General features: G+C 46.6%; 19 protein-coding genes and 1 riboswitch. Of the genes, 11 read left to right on the forward strand and 8 right to left on the reverse strand.

All coding sequences use genetic code 11. The features are described from left to right. The first annotated feature begins 213 nt into the window (after window positions 1-213). A complete protein-coding gene (locus C943_RS01860; protein WP_008623672.1) occupies window positions 214-960 on the forward strand; it encodes a hypothetical protein in 747 nt (248 codons plus the stop codon). A 1-nt stretch (window position 961) separates the two neighbouring features. Here C943_RS01860 and C943_RS01865 read toward each other — a convergent pair whose 3' ends face one another. The 3 genes from C943_RS01865 to C943_RS01875 are packed head-to-tail and all read right to left on the reverse strand — an operon-like array spanning window position 962 to window position 3,813. Then, window positions 962-1,348, reverse strand: a complete 387-nt coding sequence (locus C943_RS01865) for a VOC family protein (protein WP_008623673.1) — start codon at window positions 1,346-1,348, stop codon at window positions 962-964. 50 nt (window positions 1,349-1,398) lie between these two features. After that, window positions 1,399-2,457, reverse strand: a complete 1,059-nt coding sequence (locus C943_RS01870; RefSeq protein ID WP_008623674.1) for a homoserine O-acetyltransferase family protein — start codon at window positions 2,455-2,457, stop codon at window positions 1,399-1,401. A 51-nt stretch (window positions 2,458-2,508) separates the two neighbouring features. Continuing rightward, window positions 2,509-3,813, reverse strand: a complete 1,305-nt coding sequence (locus C943_RS01875; RefSeq protein ID WP_040478660.1) for an O-acetylhomoserine aminocarboxypropyltransferase/cysteine synthase family protein — start codon at window positions 3,811-3,813, stop codon at window positions 2,509-2,511. 173 nt (window positions 3,814-3,986) lie between these two features. Then, window positions 3,987-4,086: riboswitch (SAM riboswitch) on the reverse strand. Window positions 4,087-4,503: 417 nt separating this feature from the next. On the opposite strand from C943_RS01875, the gene C943_RS01880 reads away from it, so the two are divergent. Next, window positions 4,504-5,457, forward strand: coding sequence for a DUF4097 family beta strand repeat-containing protein (locus tag C943_RS01880; RefSeq protein ID WP_081610434.1), 954 nt, complete (start codon window positions 4,504-4,506; stop codon window positions 5,455-5,457). Here C943_RS01880 and C943_RS01885 read toward each other — a convergent pair. The 4 genes from C943_RS01885 to C943_RS01900 all read right to left on the reverse strand — a co-directional run bounded on the left by C943_RS01885 (window position 5,454) and on the right by C943_RS01900 (window position 10,342). Beyond that, on the reverse strand, window positions 5,454-5,777 hold the full coding sequence (locus tag C943_RS01885; RefSeq protein ID WP_008623678.1) for a YbjQ family protein: 324 nt from the start codon (window positions 5,775-5,777) through the stop codon (window positions 5,454-5,456). The genes C943_RS01880 and C943_RS01885 overlap by 4 nt on opposite strands. Window positions 5,778-5,899: 122 nt before the next feature. Beyond that, a complete protein-coding gene (locus C943_RS01890; RefSeq protein ID WP_008623679.1) occupies window positions 5,900-7,201 on the reverse strand; it encodes an amidohydrolase family protein in 1,302 nt (433 codons plus the stop codon). A 30-nt stretch (window positions 7,202-7,231) separates the two neighbouring features. Continuing rightward, complete coding sequence (locus C943_RS01895; protein WP_040478666.1) at window positions 7,232-8,608, reverse strand: amidohydrolase family protein; 1,377 nt, start codon at window positions 8,606-8,608, stop codon at window positions 7,232-7,234. 12 nt (window positions 8,609-8,620) lie between these two features. Continuing rightward, the gene (locus C943_RS01900) at window positions 8,621-10,342 is read right to left on the reverse strand and encodes an amidohydrolase family protein (protein WP_008623681.1); all 1,722 of its coding nucleotides are present in this window, start codon (window positions 10,340-10,342) and stop codon (window positions 8,621-8,623) included. Window positions 10,343-10,589: 247 nt separating this feature from the next. Here C943_RS01900 and C943_RS01905 point away from each other — a divergent pair, with 247 nt between their 5' ends. Genes C943_RS01905 through C943_RS01925 form a run of 5 tightly spaced genes read left to right on the forward strand, consistent with a single transcriptional unit; the run spans window position 10,590 to window position 16,449 of the window. Next, window positions 10,590-10,952 carry a response regulator transcription factor gene (locus C943_RS01905; RefSeq protein WP_008623682.1) on the forward strand — a complete coding sequence of 121 codons (363 nt, stop codon included), beginning with the start codon at window positions 10,590-10,592 and terminating at the stop codon, window positions 10,950-10,952. Between the two features lie 3 nt (window positions 10,953-10,955). Beyond that, window positions 10,956-12,551, forward strand: a complete 1,596-nt coding sequence (locus C943_RS01910) for a hypothetical protein (RefSeq protein WP_008623683.1) — start codon at window positions 10,956-10,958, stop codon at window positions 12,549-12,551. Next, window positions 12,514-13,995, forward strand: a complete 1,482-nt coding sequence (locus tag C943_RS01915) for a glycosyltransferase family 2 protein (RefSeq protein WP_245545495.1) — start codon at window positions 12,514-12,516, stop codon at window positions 13,993-13,995. The genes C943_RS01910 and C943_RS01915 overlap by 38 nt, the downstream gene beginning before the upstream one ends. Further along, window positions 13,988-15,253, forward strand: a complete 1,266-nt coding sequence (locus tag C943_RS01920) for a YaiO family outer membrane beta-barrel protein (RefSeq protein WP_008623685.1) — start codon at window positions 13,988-13,990, stop codon at window positions 15,251-15,253. The genes C943_RS01915 and C943_RS01920 overlap by 8 nt, the downstream gene beginning before the upstream one ends. Continuing rightward, window positions 15,253-16,449: a hypothetical protein gene (locus C943_RS01925; RefSeq protein ID WP_008623686.1), complete on the forward strand. Its 1,197-nt coding sequence runs from the start codon at window positions 15,253-15,255 to the stop codon at window positions 16,447-16,449. The genes C943_RS01920 and C943_RS01925 overlap by 1 nt, the downstream gene beginning before the upstream one ends. Before the next feature lie 139 nt (window positions 16,450-16,588). On the opposite strand, the gene C943_RS01930 is transcribed toward C943_RS01925, so the two are convergent. Further along, window positions 16,589-18,616 (reverse strand): LTA synthase family protein, encoded by a 2,028-nt coding sequence (locus C943_RS01930; protein WP_008623689.1) that lies wholly within the window; start codon window positions 18,614-18,616, stop codon window positions 16,589-16,591. Between the two features lie 90 nt (window positions 18,617-18,706). On the opposite strand from C943_RS01930, the gene C943_RS01935 reads away from it, so the two are divergent. The 4 genes from C943_RS01935 (at window position 18,707) to C943_RS01950 (ending at window position 20,912) form a co-directional block, all read left to right on the forward strand. Beyond that, window positions 18,707-19,252 carry a class I SAM-dependent methyltransferase gene (locus C943_RS01935; protein WP_008623690.1) on the forward strand — a complete coding sequence of 182 codons (546 nt, stop codon included), beginning with the start codon at window positions 18,707-18,709 and terminating at the stop codon, window positions 19,250-19,252. Between the two features lie 163 nt (window positions 19,253-19,415). After that, complete coding sequence (locus C943_RS01940; RefSeq protein ID WP_008623692.1) at window positions 19,416-19,667, forward strand: DUF3253 domain-containing protein; 252 nt, start codon at window positions 19,416-19,418, stop codon at window positions 19,665-19,667. A gap of 39 nt (window positions 19,668-19,706) precedes the next feature. Next, window positions 19,707-20,354 carry a peptide-methionine (S)-S-oxide reductase MsrA gene (msrA, locus tag C943_RS01945; RefSeq protein ID WP_040478739.1) on the forward strand — a complete coding sequence of 216 codons (648 nt, stop codon included), beginning with the start codon at window positions 19,707-19,709 and terminating at the stop codon, window positions 20,352-20,354. A gap of 48 nt (window positions 20,355-20,402) precedes the next feature. Then, complete coding sequence (locus C943_RS01950; protein WP_008623694.1) at window positions 20,403-20,912, forward strand: DUF4920 domain-containing protein; 510 nt, start codon at window positions 20,403-20,405, stop codon at window positions 20,910-20,912. The last annotated feature ends 116 nt before the right edge of the window (window positions 20,913-21,028 follow it).

A 21,028-nucleotide genomic window follows, 5' to 3' on the forward strand; every position in this document is an offset into this window, starting at 1 on the left:
GCCCTTTTTTAATTGATTATTGAGAAATTAGAGCAGCCTTGGATGGGCGATTGCATTTTTTAAGAATTTATTCCGCATACACCAATTAGTTAGGATTTTTCGCAAAAGGAGGAAAATACGCTTGCGCCATGATCGAGACGATTATTGGTAGATTTATTCGGTGCACTAGATAAGATTCCATGGATCAATTTTCAACCCTAAACCGAAAATGTCATGAAGATTCTTTTGTTTTCACTTTTGTTTATCGGGTCCTGCCTGCCAGTATTTTCATTCGACGGTAATTGGATGGAATTTTCGCATGACCAAGGAGATTCCCTAATCGGGTCGGATTCTACCAAGTTTCAGCACCGAAATTTGCTTACTCCGACAGGGAGAGCTATGGAAAGGAGGCAATTTGAATGGCAAAACCAATACGTATTCCTCATAAATCAGTTTAACGTCGGAGTGACGGATAGAGTCTCTGCCTCAGCGACAGTATTGGCATTCCCCGAAATTTTTGGCAACGAGCTTTTGTTCGGCTACCTGCTTCAATCATCTTATGTATTCACGCCAAGGAAAAGTCCTTACCAACTCAAGTTCACCGGGTTTTTTGGCAAATTGCCAGACGCATATTCATCTTTTTATGGTTTTCTCACCTCCCATTCTATTGGAAACAAAGTCAATAACCTTACTTTGGGAATTGGCTATGCAGGATTGGTTGATGGTCCACAATATGAAGGCGAATTCGCTGGCGGAGTGGTGTATACGCTTGGCGGAAATGTCGAAACCGGCCCGAAGGGGACCTTATTTTTGGACAATATTCTGGTTGGGGAAGAACTGTATGGTTCCTTAGGAGTCAGAGCTAAACTTAGGAAATTCTATTTTGAAATAGGTTTGTTTTACCTAGTGGATTTTCCCTACAAGGACCTAGGGGTTCTTCCCATGCTTGGGTTTGGGTCAAATGTTCTTGGGAAAAAATGACCTACTCCCAAATTCCCACTGGTACGATTTCCAGTACATGCCCAAAGGGATCTTCGAAATAGAAGCTTTCTCCGTTTTTCCAAGTTTGGGTATGGGTAATGGGGATGCCGGCTGTGGTTATCATTAGCTTGGTCGCTGGATAATCCTCCTTGCCGACCTCAAAGGCAATATGCTGTTTCCCAACCGCAAAGTGTGGTGGAAGTGATCGTTCTGTTTTGGTCACATCCGGCAAAAAACACAACAATACCGAGCTGCCACACTTAAAGAAAACGTGTCTTCCCTCGACTTTTGAAATCAAGGGCATTCCGAGTTTGCCATGGTAAAATGCCTCCGCGACCCCCAAATCGTCGACGTAAAGACAGGTTTCTTTGATTTGGGTAAAGTTCATGATTGGTTCATCGTTTTTCCCAAAAGAAAAAAACGGCCGAGAAGGCCGTCTTAACCGTGATTTCCCTCAAGATAGAAGCTCCTGAGGATATACTGCAGCTGCTCGTACTCTATCAGGAATGCATCATGTCCAAAGGTGGACCGAATCTCTCGATAGGTACCTTTGGGGACATGGTGTGCGATGAACTGGGATTCTTCCCTGACAAATAAAAGATCCCTGTCCACACCTATTGCAAGCAACTTGGATGGAATCTCGGCGAGGGCTCGTTCCACTCCACCCCGACCCCTGCCTAGGTCATGGCTATCCATGGCCTTGCTAAGTACCCAATAGGAAAAGGCATTGAAGCGATTTGCCAATTTTTGGCCTTGGTACCTCAGGTACGATGACACCCGGAATCCATCTAGTTTTTCGGATGTATCGGATTGTTTCTTGGCGAAATCCTCAGGATGGCGATAGGATATCATCGCGATAGCGCGGGCAGTTTCCATGCCTTTTTTGCCTGCTTCTGGGTGGTTTTCTCCCCATGTGCAGTCGGTCTCGATGGCCATTCTTTGGGATTCGTTGAAGGCGATTGTCCATGGAGAGGTTTTCGCATTGGAGGCAAGGATGATGGTGTTCTTGACTTGATGTTGAAGCAAATACGCCCATTCGATGCCAACTTGTCCACCCAGCGAGCCACCGATAATCGTATTGATTTGATCAATTCCAAGGTGCTGACGAAGGTGTTCAAGACTCCTGGCCAAGTCCCTAGGGGTCAGGTTTGGGAAGTCATAGAAATACGTCTTGCCGGTCTCGGGATGAATCGAAAGGGGATTTGTACTGCCGTAACAAGAACCCAACAGATTGGCACAGACAATGAAGTGGTTGGTTGGATCGAAGAACTTGTCCTCCCCAATGATTCCGGACCACCATTCTTGGGGATTGGCGTCGCCGGTCAGGGCATGGATGACCCAGACGACATTATCCTTCTCCGTGGTCAAATGCCCTTGGGTGGTATAAGCCAACTGGAATCCGGGAAGGGATTCCCCGGATTCTAATTCAAATTTCCCCTCAAATGTGAAGGTCTCTTGCGCCATGTCTGTAATCAGGTAATTGCTAGTCAAATTCATTCTAAGGTTGTTTTGGAATCCTTTTCCGCAACGGATTCCCGGTAATGTTGATCAGGGAAGACTGTCAAAAGCCTGCTGCAGGTCCTCTTTGATGTCTTCGATGTGTTCGATTCCCAATGAAAGCCTCAGTAGTGAAGGGGTCACGCCCGCGGCAAGCTGTTCCGCATCCGTTAGTTGCTGATGGGTGGTAGCCGAAGGTTGGATTATCAAGGTTTTCGCATCACCCACGTTTGCCAAGTGTGAAATCAGTTTGAGGTTGTTGATAAAGCTTGTCGCACTTTCCTTGGATCCTTTGATTTCAAAACTCAGCACGCCTCCGAAGCCGTTGCGTAGGTATTTCTTTGCCAGGGAATGGTAGGGGGAGGACGCGAGGCCTGGATAATTCACTTTTTGGACTTTAGGGTGTGACTCCAGCCACTGCGCGATTGCAAGGGCGTTGTCCACGGTTCTTTGGACGCGTAGGGAAAGTGTCTCCAATCCTTGCAGCAAAAGGAAGGAATTGAACGGTGAAATCGCGGGGCCAAAATCGCGCAAACCTTCTGTCCTGGCTCGGATGGCAAATGCCATATTTGGCAAACCGAGCGGATTACCTTCGCCAAATACATCCCAAAAGACCAAACCATGGTAACCTTCCGAAGGCTCGGAGAATTGGGGGAATTTGCCATTGCCCCAATTGTAGTTGCCACCGTCTACGATGATGCCGCCGATCGAGGTGCCGTGTCCACCGATCCATTTGGTGGCGGACGCAACCACTACATTTGCCCCGTGTTTGAGGGGTTGACAAAGGTATCCACCAGCGCCGAATGTGTTGTCTACAACGAGTGGCAGGTCATATTTTTTTGCCAATGCGGCTATTGCTTCGAAATCGGGCACGTTGAATTCCGGGTTTCCTATCGTCTCAAGATAGAGTGCCTTGGTTTTACTATCGATCAGTTTTTCAAATTCCGCAGGATCATTTCCTTTTGCGATACGGGCTTCTATACCAATGCGTTTGAAGGAAACTTTGAACTGGTTGTATGTACCACCGTACAAAAACGAAGTGGATACAAAATTGTCTCCAGCCTGCAGGATGTTGTTTAATGCCAAGAACTGCGCAGCCTGTCCAGATGCCGTCGCCAATGCGGCAACTCCGCCTTCCAATGCCGCTACCCTTTGTTCGAAGACATCGGTAGTAGGATTCATGATCCTTGTGTAGATGTTGCCAAACTCCTTCAGCGCAAAAAGATTGGCGCCATGGTCGGCTGAGTCAAATGTGTAGGACGTTGTTTGGTAAATGGGTACTGCTCGTGAATTGGTAGTTGGGTCTGGTTTTTGTCCTGCATGCAATTGGAGGGTTTCAAAACGAAAAGGTGCCATAAGAAAGTCGGTTAAAGGGTTTTGGAAATAAATCTTTGTTTGAACAATATACTGCGCCGAAAGTTTAGGTCAAAGCCTAATAAAATAGTAAGCAAAAAACCCAGACGGCCCAGGCTATTGGCGTTAAAATAGTGAAAACTGAGGGAAATAGCGTACAGTTGCATCATGTTAAGAATTTATATTTCCAGAATCTTCTGGCAGGAATTGGCACCTTGGTATTTCCAGGTTGCCAGAGGGTCATCGAGCCTGTCTCTCACCTCTTCTTTATAAATCCCAACACCAAAAAGTGAAAGGATATGCAAAGAAATGCCTCAGTCCCCGCAATTGCAAAAAATCCCAATAAATAATTTGGCCTAGGACCGGTTTCAATTTCGTGGTGATTGCCTCAAAAATCTTTTTGTCCTGAATAGGGGTGCGTGGTCATTGGGTTGTCTTTTGGAAAAGGGGGGATGTTTATTGTGCCCATCACAATTGTTAAGCGACCATTTCAGTCGTTGGTATTGGTCGAAATTGGAACAAGGTGCACAATTATTGAAATTTGTAAAACCTTATAAATGAACCACTTTATTGACATTTGCTAAAAACCAAAAGGAAAAGTAGGCAAAAGATGTCTTCCAATTGGAAACCAAGGCACTATGGCACTGTATTAGCGAAACTATCAAAACAAACCAACAAATAAATCAAATTACCATGAGCACTATGTATTTAAAATCTAGAATTCTTGTAACCATTTTGGGCATTTTTGCCCTTTTGGGTCTCAATTCCTGTTTGGACAATGACCTCTCTGTGGTTTCCGAAATCAATCAGGATTTCAGCAATATCACTGAAGTCGAAGTGGAAGGCGCATTTCTGGAAGTTTCCTATGAAGGACAAGTTGGTAAACAGGATGTGACCTTAGATGCCCTCCTTCGTGCCAATTCGGATAATAAATTTGTCATTGAATTTGATGTCGAAGGTACGAGGCTCATCGTTCGGACCGTCAAAAAAGGCGGCACTTGGGGTAACTATCGTTCTGAAGGCTACATCAGGCTTACGGGACCTAAGTTGATGGAAGTAAACCTCAGTGCTGGATCTGGTTCATTGACAGCCAATAGCGTGGTCGGAACCGCGCCTCGATTCCTCGCAAGTTCGGGCAATATTCAAATTTCGGATATTACCGGCGACGATATTTACATCAATAACAGTTCGGGGACAGTATCTGGGACGGATTTGGCAGGAAACGTCGGCGTAGTGATTTCTTCCGGGCGCATCAATATGCAGCGCATAGACGGAAACGTGGAAGCGGAAGCTTCAAGTGGGGAAATCAAGCTGACCGACGTCAATGGCCAAGTAAATGCTGTGGTATCTTCCGGAAAAATAGAATTGCAGCGGGTATTGAGTCTCGGGAAAGGTCATCTTTCCTCGGGTCAGCTATTTGCGACCGCAACAGGACTGGGGCCGAACACTGACTTGAAATCTTCTTCCGGAAATATTTATATCCAAACTGGAAGCCGCCTAAGTGATTTTAATTTCAACATAACTGCCGGAAGTGGCTTTGTGCGTGTCGGCGACAGCCAATCCTCCGGCAGTTTGGTGATCAACAATGGTTCTGCCCATACAGTCAGGGGAGAGGTGAGTTCTGGAAAAATCGAGATTGTCAATTAGGATTTCTTTTCCACTTTGACTGCGGTTCCGGCGGCCGTCACCATCAGCATTCCTTCGCGGATTGTCTCGTAATCCAAATCAATACCGATAATGGCGTTTGCACCGAAAGCTCTTGCCTGCATTTCCATCTCAGCCATCGCGGTGGCTTTTGCCTCCCTCAGGACACGCTCGTAGGCACCAGCCCTGCCACCGACAATGTCAGTGATGGTTGCGAAAAAATCCTTGAAAACGTTGGCGCCGATAATGGTTTCGCCGGACACGATGCCCAAATAGGCAGTTACAGTGTAACCTTCTAAGCTATTAGTTGTGCTTACAATCATGGGTTATGGATTTAAGATGAAATAAATGATTTGAGTCTTTCTCGCTTGTTTGCAATGCAGATGCAATTTAACAATTGAATTGAAACAAAAAACCACGGTAGAATTAGCCGTGGTTTTTTGTTTTAGTTCTTTTTCAGACCTGGAGACCTTTCGAGAAACTCTTGGTAAAGCTCGATATGCCTGCTGTTCATAGGGACTTTGTACCCATCTATGAATACGAAATTGATCTGGGTTTTGGTCTCAAACGGATCTCCGGTACAGACAAAGAGCGTGGCGTCCTTTCCGACTTCTATCGAGCCCAATTTGTCGGCAACACCAAAGACCTCTGCGGCGTTGATTGTCACGGCCTTTAGCGCATCTTCTTTGCCCATTCCATATGCCGCCGCAAATCCAGCGTTGAAGGGAAGGTTCCTGGTGTTTTCGGCGTCATTGGATCTGATGACGACTTTCACCCCAGCTTTGGCCATTTTTCCAGGATTGGTGTAGGCGGCATCATACCGATCGGATTGCCGGGTAGGGATCGACAGCATGGGACCAACGATGACCGGCAATTTTGCAGCAGCGATCTTGTCGGCTACCCTCCAACCTTCGGCCACGCCCGTGAGGATTGCCTTCACCTTTTTTGATTCGATCCATTTGATGGCGTTGACGATGTCATTGGCAGCATTTACTTCCACCAGCAAGGGAAGCTCGCCAGCTATTACTTTGGCCAAATGCTCCATCTCAGGGTAATACTGTAAAGTCACACCGGATTTGGTAAGTTGGTGATAAGTAACGGCCCTGTCCCAAATTTCATTCAGGCTCTTTTCTGCCTTTTCTGCTTCCTTTTGGACTTCTTCTTCGCTTCTCCTGTCCCAAGTGCTTCTTCTTGCCGAGGAGGGGAAGTTGAGTATCACGCCCTTGAATCCAGCAAACATCTGGTCTGGCGTGTACCCGTTGAGGTTTATGAGGGCGGCGGTGCCCGGGAACAGACCTCCTGAGGGAACCGCTAGGGTAGTTGTTACACCACTGACCCTCGTGACCGGAATAGCCACCGAATTGGGATTCACCGCCACCAGTGCCTGCATGTTGGGAGTCACTTGCCCGATTTCGGCAAAATCCTGGGTTTCGGGTATGGAGTTCACTTCGACAAGACCGAGTCTGCTTCCTCCGTCTATCATGCCAGGGTAAATGAATTTGCCTGTACAGTCAATGACTTCCGCATCTCCGGCAGCGATGTTTTTCCCCACTGCAAGGATTTTGCCTTGGTCCATCAGGACGCTGCCGTTTTCAATCACACCCTTCGTCACTGTTACGATGGTCGCATTTTGAAGAAGAAATTTGCCGTTTCTTGGTTTGACGAATTCCCCGTCAAATTGGGCCTTGGCCCAAAATGGTGACAGGCAAACCGCCAGGAGGAATATCGATTTTATGATCCTTTTCATCTTTTTCAGTTTGAATCTCTGGGATATTTCTTAGTGCTCGTGTGTAAATAGGTTTCTGCCGAAGTTGGTGAAAAAGAAATCCACCCCATGCATGCAGCGGTGCTCATGCTCCTTCAGGTAAATCGGTTCCAAGGCCTCAGTTGCGGAGACTTTGAGCCTACGGTCATCCGAATCTTCGTTAACGTCGAAATATTTGACACCATCGACAAAGGTCATCTGTGGAATAGCGTACACGGATAGCGGATGTCCATCGAAAATCACCAAATCAGCCTGCTTTCCTTCCTCAATCGAACCAACCTTATCAGCGATACCGAGTTGCTTGGCGGGGTTGATGGTGATCAGCGCGAGCGTCTGCTCATCAGTCAATTGTCCATAACGCTGTGCTTTCCCCGCCTCATGGTACAGGTGACGGATCAATTCGCCGGAATCGGAGTTGATGGAAGTGATGACATTGTTTTCCATCAGGATAGCGGCATTGTAAGCCGTGGAGTAATAAACCTCAAACTTGTAAGCCCACCAGTCCGCAAAAACCGAAGCGCCCATCGTATATTCCGCCAGTTCAGGTGCGACTTTGAAGCCTTCATTCACATGTTGGAAGACGATTTTCGAAATGCCGAACTCCCGACAAACCTTGATCAGCATGTAGATTTCGTCCGCGCGGTAGGAGTGGCAGTGGATGATGACCTTGCCATCCAAGATATCCACCAGGGACTGTAACCGCTCACTGTAAGCTGGGGGGATCGGATTTGCACCTTTTTGCTTCAAGGCAGCATTATAATCTTCCCAGGCTTTTTTGTATTGCAAAGCTTCATTGAAACCGTTTCTGATCACCGCTTCCACACCCATCCTCGTACGTGGTTGGATACCATTGCCACGTCCGTGAACGCGGGTTGGATTTTCCCCCAAAGCAAATTTGATGGTCCTTGGAGCATCTGTCATGACCAAATCGCTCGGATTTCCGGAGCCGTACCTGTGTTTGAGTGTCACGCTTTGTCCTCCAATGGCATTTGCCGAACCGTGCAGCGCATGTGAAATGGTCACACCTCCTGCCAAGGCCCGGTACAGGCCAATGTCGTAAGGGTCAATCACATCAGACATGCGTACTTCGGAAGTGATTGGTGCCGTAGCTTCGTTGACAGCGTCCAATGCCACGTGGGAGTGCGCATCGATGATGCCTGGCATCAGGTACTTGCCGGTTGCATCGATCACTTGAATATTGGAAGCCTGAAGGTTCTTGCCGATTTTTTTGATGAGGCCGTTTTCGACCAAGACGTCTGTGTTTTCCAACGTTCCTTTGGTAACCGTTAGGACTGTTGCGTTTTTGATCAGCACTGATCCTTTTGGGGTTTGGGATTCAACCCTACCGAATCCAAAAACCATCAGGGCCGCTATGATTATCTTTTTCATGTTCAAATGGGATTAAAAGTTGGACTGGTTCGGTTTCTTGGTTGCCTTTAGTGGGAAGCTGCCGTAATCCGTCAGTGAAAGATTGCCTGTAAATTGGGAGACATTCACTTCTCCGGAGACTTCGACGTCCAAGGACATCCCATTTGCCGCAACCCCAAAAGAAAAGCTCAAGGTGTTTCCGGACACGGTAATGTTCTTCATCTCAGAACTTGCCTTTCCTCCTCCAGAGGGGCTGTCGTAGGTGATAGTTCCTTTATACCCGTTGCCGTCGCGTTTGATATCCATGGTTCCGCCAGAACTACCGGCTGGAGTGTCCGATACATAATCCCATACGCCTTCGATTGACACCGTGCCATTTCCGCTACCGTTTGTTTTAGCCTCGTTGCCGTTTTTCTTCGGCTTGACTTCGTAGTCAAAAATATACCCATCGGCAACGACATGTTTTACTTGTGCATCCTCACTCAAGATCGGGCCAGTCATGATTACCAAATTGGCGAGTTTGCCTTTTTCGATGGTTCCAGCAAATTTTCCGATGCCAAGGATATTGGCTGGATTAGTGGTCAACGCTGCCACAAGCCCATTCTCACTCAATCCGTTTGCAGTCATGATCCTTAGGTTTTTGAGCATGTCAGCACTTTTTGAGCCGAGCCCGGCAAATCCGAAGGGTATCCCTGCCGCTTCCAGTTTGGCGGCTTGTTTGAGCATATTTTCGTAGGATTCCTGGATTCTTTTGGTGCGCTGCATCATTTCCTCAGACAGACCCTCGGTTTTTGCTTTGGTTATCTTATCCTCAGGTAGCTTCATGCTGAGCAGCACGGCAGCGTTGGCAGCTTTGATTTCACTGATCACATTATCGACTTCAGTGACTCCGGCAAGTACGACGCGGAAGCCCAGTTCTTTTTGGAGCGACAACACCCTTCTGACTTCAATATCCGATGAGGCTTCAAAGACCATTGGGATGTTTTTGTCGAGCACGGGATACATGGCTTCGGAAGTCTTGTTGATTTCTGGTCTTGCGAGTCCCGAAGTCGACGCAAATAGCCTGTTGTGCTTGGCAGATATTTCTGCGTTTTTATACACATCCCTGTATTTGGCCATGATGCCGAGTGGTGTTCCGGGATAAACGCCGTACCCCCGGCCGCCTCCCAAGGCCCGGAATCTCGCACTCATACCGACTTGCGCGGCAATCACGTTGCTAGAGGAGCTGTGGCCAAAGGTCACGATAGCCGATTTGCCCGGAAGCATTCCGCCCTCAGGCACGATTTGGGCGATGGTCACGCCGTTTTTCCGCCAATCACCGATCTGCGAATTGTTTTTGTCGAAGTAGTCGAGGACATTCCTCCAAGGTGTGATGCCGGCTACCTCGTCAGTAGGCTTTGAGGGGTCCATATTTGCCGGTCGCTCTGCATCCGCAGGTTTACCGACACCGGCGCTACTGGCTCCATCGATGAATCCTGGGTAGATATACAAGGAGTCCGCCAAAATCAACTGGGCATCCTTCGGAATCGAAATGTTGGTACCGACACTTTCGATAATCCCGTTCTTAATCAAAATGGTGGCTTTGGAAAGTGTTTTTCCCGGAGCAGTCGTTACGGTTGCATTTTGGATAGCATAGGTTCCTGTGACCCGCCGTTCACCCTTGGGGTCACTTTGCGCTACGAGGTCTTGCAATCCCAAAATGAAAGCGGCCATCACCAGCAACTTCACTTTCTTTCTGAATTGGGCATTTAGCATATATTTTCCTGAAATTTGGTTATTACAACATTTGGTAAACTACCAAAAGAAAATTTTTCAAAAAAATTTTTTTTACTCCAAAAGGCTGTGCTGGTTAAGAACGGCAAATAATTTTCTGCATAATGCATTTTCAACGCGTTGTATTTTTTGTTAAAAAATTGGCAATTTTTCGAGGTTAGAGCGCCTTGTTTTTTACAATTTTTTACAATTATCTTTAATCCGCTAAGTCACCCAAATCCATTTTATAATGAAAAATATTCTTGTTATCGAAGATGACAAACTGATCTCTAGTTTGGTGCAGTTTCGTCTTAAAAAAGAAGGTTACAGTGTTACCATGGTTGAGGACGGTATTTCCGGAATGGATGCCATCGACACCCAGGAAGCCGATTTGATTATCACGGACGTGATGATTCCCTACAAAAATGGGATCGAGATCATCAACCATGCGAGAAAGGTCAACCCAAAAATTCCAATCATTGTATTGAGTTCTTTGGGTGAAGAGGAGAGCACCGTCATGGAAGCTTTCAATCTAGGTGTTTCGGATTTTGTGCCAAAACCATTCAATCCGAACGAGCTCGCTGTGCGTGTTCGGCGGCTGATCAACAACTAATAGATGACCGGTTTCACCAAACGGCAAAAACTCTTCGCTTTTTTATTCCTTCACCAACTTCTCTTCAGCTTACCGTTTGGAATTTCACAGGCCCAAGTCCTTCACCAAGATTGGGTACAGGTGGATTCTCTCTTACTCACGGGACAAGATATCCCCGGATTGGAATTTGTAATTGTTGCGGATTCCCTCTTCTTGCCAGCAGACAGTACCATTGTCCGATTTCATAAGGACATTGCCCAACCCGGAAGGTGGTACTCAGACACACTTGGAAGTTATGTGGAGGCGAAAGCCTTGGAGCAGCATATTCCCAACGAAATGCGGGACAGGGCGAGTATTGTCTACATTTTATTTAAAAAGGAATCAAATCCAGAAGCACTGCTGGAGTATCTCGACAACCTCATCCGCAATGAGCTTTTTGCACCAAGCGTAGCGGGCGACGGCGGAGAGTTGATGCTGCTGGCCAATAGAACGGCGTTCAAGCCTTTTTACCAGATACGGTTGAGGATTCTGAGTGACCTCAAAATGATCGTGCTTCTTTTTTCACTGATCCTATTTTTTCTTGCTTCGGTGTTTCTTGTCGGATTCATGTTTTTTGTTAGGTCCAAAAAGAGGCGCACCGAGGTCATGACACAGCGCTTCAAAAGTCTCTGCTACGAGCCGCTCTCCAATTTGCTGTTTGAATATGAGTTGGATGAACTGAAGGACTTCAGTGCTCAAAAAATCTGGGAATTTTTTCCCAATGCCCAAGCCGACAACCATCTTTTCAAGGATGTGATGATCCAGGAAATCATCAGCCTCAACAAAAACATGAAGGGGGACTTCAAGTCCAAATTGAAGCTAATCTACAGAAAGCTCAATCTCGTAGCCCACTCTTTCAAAAAACTTGAATCCTCACAGTGGGATATCGTTACCACGGGACTCGTGGAAATCAACGAAATGGATGTGCTCGAAGCAGCGCCCATCGTACAAAAATTCACCCACCACGAAAACTTTCATATTCGATCCCAAGCCGTCGCGACTTATTTGAACATTTCCAACGACATGACCCTGCAGGTATTGGTCCATCAAACCTTTCCCTTGTCAAGGTGGCAGCAGATGACCTATTTCAGGATTATCCGTTTTTTGACCAACCAGGGCACCAAGGTGCAAGTGGAGCGGCTTTTTGATTCTTACAATGAGTCCGTACGGATATTTGGCTACAGGATTGTACGATACCTTGGCTTGGTGGACCGATTGGAAATCCTCAAAGAAAAATATCCGAATGCCAGCAGGGATGAAAAGATCGAAATCCTGAAATGTTTTGACGTTTTCAGCTTCACGGACGCCATTGAGCACGTCCACCAGGATATCTACACCGAGGACAAAGACCTCTATGTCGCTGCGGTGAAAGTGTTGCAAAATATCGGAACGGTTATTTCCCAAACCATCCTCATCGAGCGGATTGAGCATTTGGTTGATTTCGATTGTCTCAAGGCCACATTGGAGGCATTGAAAGCGATGAATCCCGTACTGGTAGAAAAGGAATTGGAATCTTCACTCAAGGAAGAAATCCGTCAAATGCTTGCTCACCTCCAAGACCCCATTTTGTGCGATGTATAACCTGCTGTTTGACCTATTTGTGGATGTGATGGGGATTATTTTTCTCCTCTACAGCTTGTCGATCATCATGATCTACCTCACCATGACGGTGCTTTCCACTTTGGAAATGCGGGATCATTTGAAAAAAAATAAGTTTGCCGACTACAAGGATGTCATCACCAGTCCGGTGGCGCCAGGAATCTCTATCATTGCGCCGGCCTACAACGAGGGCAAAAACATCGTGCAAAACACCAAGAGCCTCATGACGTTGCACTACAGCAAGTATGAGGTAATCATCGTCAATGACGGTTCCAAGGATGATACCCTGGATCGGATGATCGAGAGCTTTGATATGGTCAAGACCAATTTTGCTTACAACCATGCCATCGAGACAAAGGACATTCGCGGGATTTATAAATCCACCAACCGCTCCTTTGCCAAGCTGACGCTTATTGACAAGGAAAACGGCGGAAAGGCAGATGCGCTGAATGCAGGCATCAACATCGCCCAACAGGAGATCTTGGCATGTATCGATGTCGATTGCATCCTGTCAAGTGATTCGCTGACACGGATGGTGCGACCATTTATGGAGGAGATCAACAGGAAGGTGATTGCCGTGGGTGGTGTCATTGGTGTTGCAAACAATTGTGATGTAAAGGATGGTACGGTAACCAAATACCGCGTTCCGGATTCACTGATGGGAAGATTTCAGGTTGTCGAATACCTCCGGGCATTTCTCATGGGCCGGATGGCTTGGACAAGAATCAACGGCCTCATGTTGATTTCAGGGGCATTTGGACTTTTCAATAGGGAATTGGTACTCAAGGTTGGGGGATATTTTCCCAAAACCGTAGGGGAGGATATGGAATTGGTCGTCAGGATGCGTCGCTACATGGCGGAGCAAAAAATCCCCTACAAAGTAGCCTTTGTCCCCGATCCCCTTTGCTGGACGGAGGTACCGGAGTCAGCACTGATATTGGGTCGGCAACGAAACCGCTGGATGCGCGGTACAATCGAGACCCTACAGCTCCATCAGCAAGTGCGACTCAACCCGAAATATGGTGTGATGGGCATGGTTTCCTATCCGTTTTGGTCATTTTTCGAAAAGATGGCTCCGATTTTTGAATTCATGGGTTTGATTTATACCATTATCATGGTCATCAGCGGCGATATCAGTGCTGTATATTTTATCGCCCTTTTTGTCCTCATTTATTGCTTTTCGATCATGATTTCCTCATTCAGCATTTTGTATGAGGAGATCGCATACAACAATTACAAGGACAAAGGAGATCTCAAAAAACTCCTTACGACGATCATGTTGGAGCCATTTCTTATCCATCCAAGGATCGTTTGGTGGGGACTAAAGGGACATTACCACTTTATCAAAGGCAAAGGCGGCTGGGGCGAAATGATACGCACGGGATTTAGGAAGGCAACCGATAGACAAAATGTAAGCAATGCATAAGATGAATTCACATATCAAGGCAAAAGCATGGTGGCCCAGCTTCGCGCTGCTTTGCCTGCTTTCATGGAGCCTAACTTTTTCTCTCCAAGCGCAAGAGAGTTTTGATCCGGATGTGTTGTACCAGGATGCCAGAAAGTTGATTTTGGATGGGAAACGGGATGAAGGAAGAGCCATTCTATACAAGGTCTTGGGCAAATATCCCACTTATGCGGATGTCCTTATCCTGATGGGCAGGTCATTTAGCTGGGATGGAAAGTATGATTCGGCAGCGGTTTACTTTGAAAGGGCACTTGCAGCGAGTCCAAACTATGAGGATGCATATGTCGGCTATATCGACGATTTGTTTTGGGAAGGGAATTATGAAAAAGCAGAAAAAGTCCTCAACCAGGGATTGGAAAGAATCGGCCCAAGTTCGGTTGCATTGAAATACCGCAAGTCGCGTCTGTTGAACTATCGTGAAAATTATAAAGAAGCCTTGGATATCGCCAAGGAAGTGTTTCAGGCCGATCCGAAAATGGAAGGCTTGATGGCCTACATCCGCAATTTGCAACGTCTTACCCGTGTAAATGCCGTCGGCGGAACATATGATTACGACAGTTTCATGGGTGCAATTAGCCCTTGGCACACCTACTCTGTCTATGGTAGGACTAGGACGGATTTCACGGGGGCACTGATTGCGCGGGTCACACATTCCCAGCGCTTCGACAGTAGGGGCACACAAGCGGAACTCGACGCTTATCCAAGTTTGGGCAAAAACTCCTATGGTTACTTCAATGTTGGCTATTCAGGAGCATCTTTTTTCCCCAAATTCAGGTTTGGGACAAGTGTTTTATGGAACCTCCCCAAAGCTTATGAACTCGAACTAGGCTATCGCTACCTGCAATTTTCTGAAGTGACGCATATCATCACCGGTTCGGTTGGGAAATATGTCAGCAATTGGTGGTTCAATTTCCGATTGAATTTCATCCCCGGGACCGAAGGCTCGTCGACAAGCGGGAACTTGCAGACACGCTATTATTTCAAAGGACCGGAGGATTTTATAGGATTGCAGGTTTCTACCGGGGTTTCTCCTGACGAAGAATCTAGGGATTTTCAGTCCCAGCTGCTCAATTCCTACCGGGTGCGTCTAGGATATCAGCAACTCTGGACCGATCGCTGGATGGGATTTGGTTTTGTTGGCTATTCACGGGATGAAATAAGCAAAGACAATTTCAGAAATAACCTCAATATTTCAATCGGCACGGAATTAAGGTTTTGATGGGCAAGCTGTTGGATAAATATTTCCCTGTGGAGTTCCGCATCATCATGGGTTGGGTGTTGGTGCTGATTGGAATTGTAGTGATAATTCCGCTGACCTCTTTTGGGATTTGGAAAGGTCTCCCCTCAGCCCCGCTAGGAGTCGTTGTATTGGACAAGACGGTCCCAAATATGGATTTTCAGGAACACCAATCGCTCCATTGGCTACTCAATAACCTCAAATACACCAAGTCTGACGGCAGTCCCTACGATCCATCCGAAGACTATTTCGGATTTTTCCCGGGCAAAAATGAAAGCTATCAAATAAAGGACTTTTCCAATTTGAAAGCATCTGAGGAGGAAAGATTGGTGAGGGACAATCAGCTTTTCTACTTCGCGGATACCTATGGGGTTTATGAAAATGACCTCAAGGAAGTCCCCTTGGAAGCCCCGTCCAAGAAGATCTATGGAGGAATGGATCATTCGGATTTGGGAATTCTGAAAGCTGCATTGGACAATGAAAAGGACGTGGTCATCGAGTTCAACAACATCGCAAGCCCCACGCCAAAGGCTGTCAGGAGAGAATTTGAAAACCTTACGGATATCAAATGGACTGGATGGATAACCCGGTATTTTGACGAGTTGGACACCGTTGTCAATCAGGAAATCCCCGAATGGTTGATTCATGGCTATATCAGGCAGCATGGCGGAGATTGGTATTTCAAGGGTTCTGGGATGGTATTTCTTCACGAAGATGGGCAAATCGAGGTCTTGGTTTTTGGCGACGACTTCCAAAACGATGTACCCAAAATCCTCACCATGCCAGCTTATCAACAGCAGTTTAAAATCCCCGAAATCGTCAATTATCCCTATTGGATCGACTTGATGTTGGTCAGTAGGGATTACGAAGTGGTATCCTACTACGACCTAAAGCCTACCGACCAAGGCCTGGAGAAAATGCGGAATTGGGGCATCCCTCGGTATTTTCCCGCAGTAGTCGTCAAGTCAAACGGCAAGGGGAAAGTCTATTATTTTGCGGGGGACTTTGCGGATAATCCGATCCAAACGCATGCTTACCATTATTATGGCATCGCCAAGCTATGGAGGATGTTCCTCACTGCTGAGGATATTTCCCAGAGAAACAGTTTTTTTTGGAATTTCTACCATCCCTTGATGTCCTCGATTTTGGAGGATTGCCACGAGAGAAATCAGCAGTAGGATATTAAGTTGAAGAATGTATCAAGGGGTCGGTTCCCCCTATTTAATTGCTCGTTTTTGTTTTTCAAACCGCCTGGCTTGATTTCGGATTGTGGGAAAAATGGCAGGTGTTCCGAAGTTTAGGTTCCAAAAGGCAATTCTATTTTTTGGGAATGTACCTGTACAGGGAATCCGGAATGATCCGGTTGTTGTCTGTGGCAAATCGGTTTGAGTTTTTGTAACTCTCAAATTCCCGCGTCAACTGTTCCTTGGTCCTTTGGTCGGTAATGGGTTCCATCCCCATGTTATCCACAAGTTGGTAAAGCTGATTATCCGATAAAAAGTACTCGTTGGACAGGAAATCTACCAATTGGTTTTTATTGCGCATGAGCGGATGCGACACATTTGCCTGAAATGTGCTCGCCGTATCCATCACATATCCTTTCCAAGCGACGACAGAGGGGAGTTCCAAGTCGTACCTGTTGTGTAAAAATGCCAATAAAGTCGGCGTGATTTCAAAATGGGTTGTGACAGCAGGCATCCTTTTTGGACGGGAGATTTTTTCAGAAAAAATCATGATCGGAACATGAAACCTGTCTATGCTAGTCGCAAGCGGAATCTCAGGCAGACGGTGGTCACCCGTTATGATAAAAATGGTGTTTTCGTATTTGGGCATTTTCTTGTATTCCTCAAAAAACTCCCGGATTGCCTCATCGACATAGAGAATAGACGCGTACATGCTTTGGTACTTGAGGTAATTTGGTTTTTGGGAAGCAGGAATTTTTAGGGTTTTGTCCAAATACTCGTCCAGTAATTGGAAGTACTTTTGCTCGTCAGGAATCAGGAAAGGATCGTGGGAAGTTTGTGTTTGGAAGATGGATAGCGATGCCTGCACTGAATCGCGCGGTATTTTCCGCATGCCATTTTCAAACATCGCCTTGTCAGGATAGCCCCAAGAGAAGCCCGATTTCGAGGGAGTTTCCTCAAAATCCGGATCAAACGAAGTCATGTCCAAAATCCTGTCCACAGTCTGGTATTCCAAAAACGGCCCTACGTTGTCAAATTTCTTATCAGCACCGATATGGTAGTTGACTTGGTAGCCATTGTGTTTCAGGAGCGATAGCAAGGTCAAATGCCCCGGAAACTCCGGTGCCTGTTCCATAAATCCGTTTTGGGCGAAGGGTAGTGCTCCGAATATGCCTGTCAGCACTCCAAATGTCCTTCCGGTGGTGGAAAGTCCATTTTTCCAGTACAGCGAATGGTTGCTCAATGAATCCAAAAATGGAGTAAAACTGCCGAGATAAGCATCTTCGCCGGAATACGCTTTTCCGAGGCCTTCGACGATCACAAAGACCACATCCGGAATCGTATCAAAAGCACCAAAATAAGGACTGAGAACGTCCGGGTAGTCGTTTTGGTGAAGAAATGGATAATTGGGGTCCACGAAGCGCTTTTGCACCAAAAGGTTTTCTTTTTTGGGCGCAGTCAGGTAAAAATCGAAATAAAGGTAATTCCTGTTGAAAAAGTAATTGTACGACTGGTCATAAAAGTACCGGGACTTGTTGGCGGTGAGGTTGTTTTCCAGTTCCGCGGTTGACTTCTCGATCAGGTTTGGAAACAGGTTGAAAACCAACAAATAGCAGTAGCAAAGCACGGAAAGTACGATTCCACCATTGAACCCGAGAGGAATCCAACGCCCGAGCGAAAGCAGGCCGAAGACACCCCCAAATACCAGAAATACCGCAGCTGAGTTCAAAAGATTCAGTTCACCGGAAGCTTTTACTGTGGTGACGATGTCCTCAACAGAGTATGCGTACAGATCGTCGCCAAGGGGAAGCAGCATTTTGGAAAAATAGAAAATCAAGCCGCCCTGAAGTATAACGAGGATCGTGGTGAGAATCTTGTTGACGGTTTTCGTGGCCCGGGGGAATACCAAACCAATACTGGTCTGGAGTATCAGCAGGAATCCCAACATGTAAAATGCCCATTCGAGATCGAACAACAATCCCTTTGCAAGAATTTTCACCCGGTCAAAGGAAAGGTCATGCATGCTGAAAATAAACTGCACTTCCGCCAGTCTCAACAGGACGATCAGCAACAGAAACGGGATGCCCAATTTCCAAAACTGTACAACCGACTGTTTGAGATTAAATATTAAATTTGACTGAATTTTTGTTTGGGTGGCCATAGGGTGATTTAGCCTAAAAGTTTGCAATCCAAACAACAATACAAAGCATTTTTTTTGGATTTTCCTATCTTGCCGCGATAAACTATCACTATGGACAACAAGCGTTTTCTACTCAAGGAGCTTTTTACCAATATTTCTACCACAGGAGCGATCACATTCAGCTCCAAGTCATTGGTTAACAAAATGTTGTCCTATGCGGATTTTCGCGGGAAGAAGGTCATTGTCGAGCTTGGAGGAGGTGATGGGAGCATTACGCAAGGCATCGTGGACCGCATGGATGCGGATGCCAAGCTGTTGGTTTTTGAGATCAACAAGGCTTTTTGCGAAAATTTGAAAAAGAAGTTTCCTGGCCCAAATGTGCACATAATCGCAGACTCGGCAGAAAACATGGACCGATATCTCGACGGGAAAAAGGCAGACTTGATTTTGTCCTCCCTGCCACTTACCCTTATCAACAAAGAATCCCGCGAGGACATCTATCGCAAAAGTAAGGCCTCGATCCAAGACGGGGGAAAGCTCATCCAAATCTGCTATTCCTATCCGCTCAAATACCAATTTGCCAGGTATTTCAATACGATCAAAAGCCATCTCAGCATCAAGAACTTCCCGCCGACTTTTATCTTGGTTTGCCAGTAACGGTTTGTACCAAGTATGATGTACTAAGCACCAAGTATTTGGAAATGGATGATTGGAAAAGTGGAGGGTTGAAAATTTGAAAATTGGATAAACTTGCTGTAGGCCTTTGCTGTTCTCCAAGTCAACCAACAACAAAATAACCATTCCCTAATAACCATCCTCCTTGCAACCCGATATCCTTTCCCTAGCAATCTTGGAGATGTGCCGCATGCGCCGAGGGAGCAATTTTTGTCCCTCGGAAGTGGTGCGCTGGGTATATCCCCAGGATTGGAGATACTTTATGGATGATGTGCGGAGGAGCATGATGGATTTGTACCGACAGGGAAAAATTGTGGTCACCCAAGGTGGAATTCCAGTTGGATTAGAGGAAATGCCCAAGGGTCCCGTCAGAATTCAGGGGTTTTCGGAAACCTGAAACAGTCATATTTGGTTGTTATCCAAAAAACATTTCAACGTGAAGTACCTCCTTTTTCTTTTTACCATCCTCTCATCCGCGGCCTGTGGACAGACCGCATCCAACCAATCCAAGAATATGAAAGAATTACCAACTACCGCGGTCCAAGTACCGGCGGGCTTGGAAGTGGCGACGCTTGGTGGCGGCTGCTTTTGGTGCACCGAGGCCATCTACCAAGACCTCAAGGGCGTTCAAAAAGTGCTTTCCGGGTATTCCGGGGGCCATGTTGCCAATCCGACCTACAAGCAAGTCACGACCGGCACGACGGGACATGCCGAAGTGATTCAGGTTTTGTTCGATCCCAAGGTGATCACCTATGCGGAGATCTTGGAAATCTTCTGGGAAACCCATGATCCAACCACACTCAACCGTCAGGGTAATGACGTCGGCCCACAGTACCGTTCGGCAGTGTTCTACCACAACCCCGACCAAAAGAGCCAAGCGGAATTCTACAAGAAAAAACTGGATGAATCCGGTGCTTTTGTGAGGCCCATCGTCACGGAAATCACTGCATTTACAAACTTCTATGTGGCGGAGGATTACCACCAAAACTACTACAAGGAAAACGGCTCCCAACCTTATTGTTCTTTTGTAATCCGTCCAAAGGTCGAAAAATTCAAAAAGGCCTTCGCGGAAAAGCTGAAATAATTGGAATCCTTGGACTCCCGATTTAGATTTGTTTAAAATTTCAAAGCCATGAAGAAAATATTGATTGCATTCCTTGCAGGCGCCTCGCTTACTTGGTCATGTTCACAAAAGGCCCCTGAAACCGTGGTGGAAACTGTTGCGGAGGGAGAGGTGCCCACAGGTGTTTTTGGAGAGGCCATATCCGAAGCCGGAGCGCTTTCCTTAGACCAGTTGGTAAGCCATCTCGAGTCAAACGGTGAGTTCGAAGGAAAGATCTTGGGTGAAATCAAGGACGTCTGCTCCAAGAAAGGTTGTTGGATGACCATCGACCTGCCAAATGGAGAGACGATGCGGGTGACTTTCAAAGATTATGGCTTCTTCGTTCCGAAGAATTCCCAGGGATTCCCGGTAATTATCGAGGGTGTGGCGACCAAGACGGTTACCGATGTAGAGACACTCAGACATTATGCAGAGGATGGCGGCAAATCCAAAGAGGAAGTGGAGGCCATCACCGCGCCAAAATTGGAATATGCGTTTGAGGCAGTTGGCGTGATTATCAAGCCTGATGCAGCGTCATAAACTGAAATCTGCTTTTCACAAACCTTCGGGGCCGCATGGGTCACGGAGGTTTTTTATTTTTTTGGTGGCCTTTGGGTCTATTTGCGTTTTCCTGCATTCCTGTCGTCACGATGCCC

This window comes from Mariniradius saccharolyticus AK6, assembly GCF_000330725.2.
In the GTDB taxonomy this organism is placed as follows: domain Bacteria; phylum Bacteroidota; class Bacteroidia; order Cytophagales; family Cyclobacteriaceae; genus Mariniradius; species Mariniradius saccharolyticus.

Coding starts and splice junctions, on each gene's coding strand:
- C943_RS01860 (WP_008623672.1), top strand. CDS start 214: ATGAAGATTCTTTTGTTTTCACTTTTGTTTATCGGGTCCTGCCTGCCA.
- C943_RS01865 (WP_008623673.1), bottom strand. CDS start 1,348: ATGAACTTTACCCAAATCAAAGAAACCTGTCTTTACGTCGACGATTTG.
- C943_RS01870 (WP_008623674.1), bottom strand. CDS start 2,457: ATGAATTTGACTAGCAATTACCTGATTACAGACATGGCGCAAGAGACC.
- C943_RS01875 (WP_040478660.1), bottom strand. CDS start 3,813: ATGGCACCTTTTCGTTTTGAAACCCTCCAATTGCATGCAGGACAAAAA.
- C943_RS01880 (WP_081610434.1), top strand. CDS start 4,504: ATGAGCACTATGTATTTAAAATCTAGAATTCTTGTAACCATTTTGGGC.
- C943_RS01885 (WP_008623678.1), bottom strand. CDS start 5,777: ATGATTGTAAGCACAACTAATAGCTTAGAAGGTTACACTGTAACTGCC.
- C943_RS01890 (WP_008623679.1), bottom strand. CDS start 7,201: ATGAAAAGGATCATAAAATCGATATTCCTCCTGGCGGTTTGCCTGTCA.
- C943_RS01895 (WP_040478666.1), bottom strand. CDS start 8,608: ATGAAAAAGATAATCATAGCGGCCCTGATGGTTTTTGGATTCGGTAGG.
- C943_RS01900 (WP_008623681.1), bottom strand. CDS start 10,342: ATGCTAAATGCCCAATTCAGAAAGAAAGTGAAGTTGCTGGTGATGGCC.
- C943_RS01905 (WP_008623682.1), top strand. CDS start 10,590: ATGAAAAATATTCTTGTTATCGAAGATGACAAACTGATCTCTAGTTTG.
- C943_RS01910 (WP_008623683.1), top strand. CDS start 10,956: ATGACCGGTTTCACCAAACGGCAAAAACTCTTCGCTTTTTTATTCCTT.
- C943_RS01920 (WP_008623685.1), top strand. CDS start 13,988: ATGCATAAGATGAATTCACATATCAAGGCAAAAGCATGGTGGCCCAGC.
- C943_RS01925 (WP_008623686.1), top strand. CDS start 15,253: ATGGGCAAGCTGTTGGATAAATATTTCCCTGTGGAGTTCCGCATCATC.
- C943_RS01930 (WP_008623689.1), bottom strand. CDS start 18,616: ATGGCCACCCAAACAAAAATTCAGTCAAATTTAATATTTAATCTCAAA.
- C943_RS01935 (WP_008623690.1), top strand. CDS start 18,707: ATGGACAACAAGCGTTTTCTACTCAAGGAGCTTTTTACCAATATTTCT.
- C943_RS01950 (WP_008623694.1), top strand. CDS start 20,403: ATGAAGAAAATATTGATTGCATTCCTTGCAGGCGCCTCGCTTACTTGG.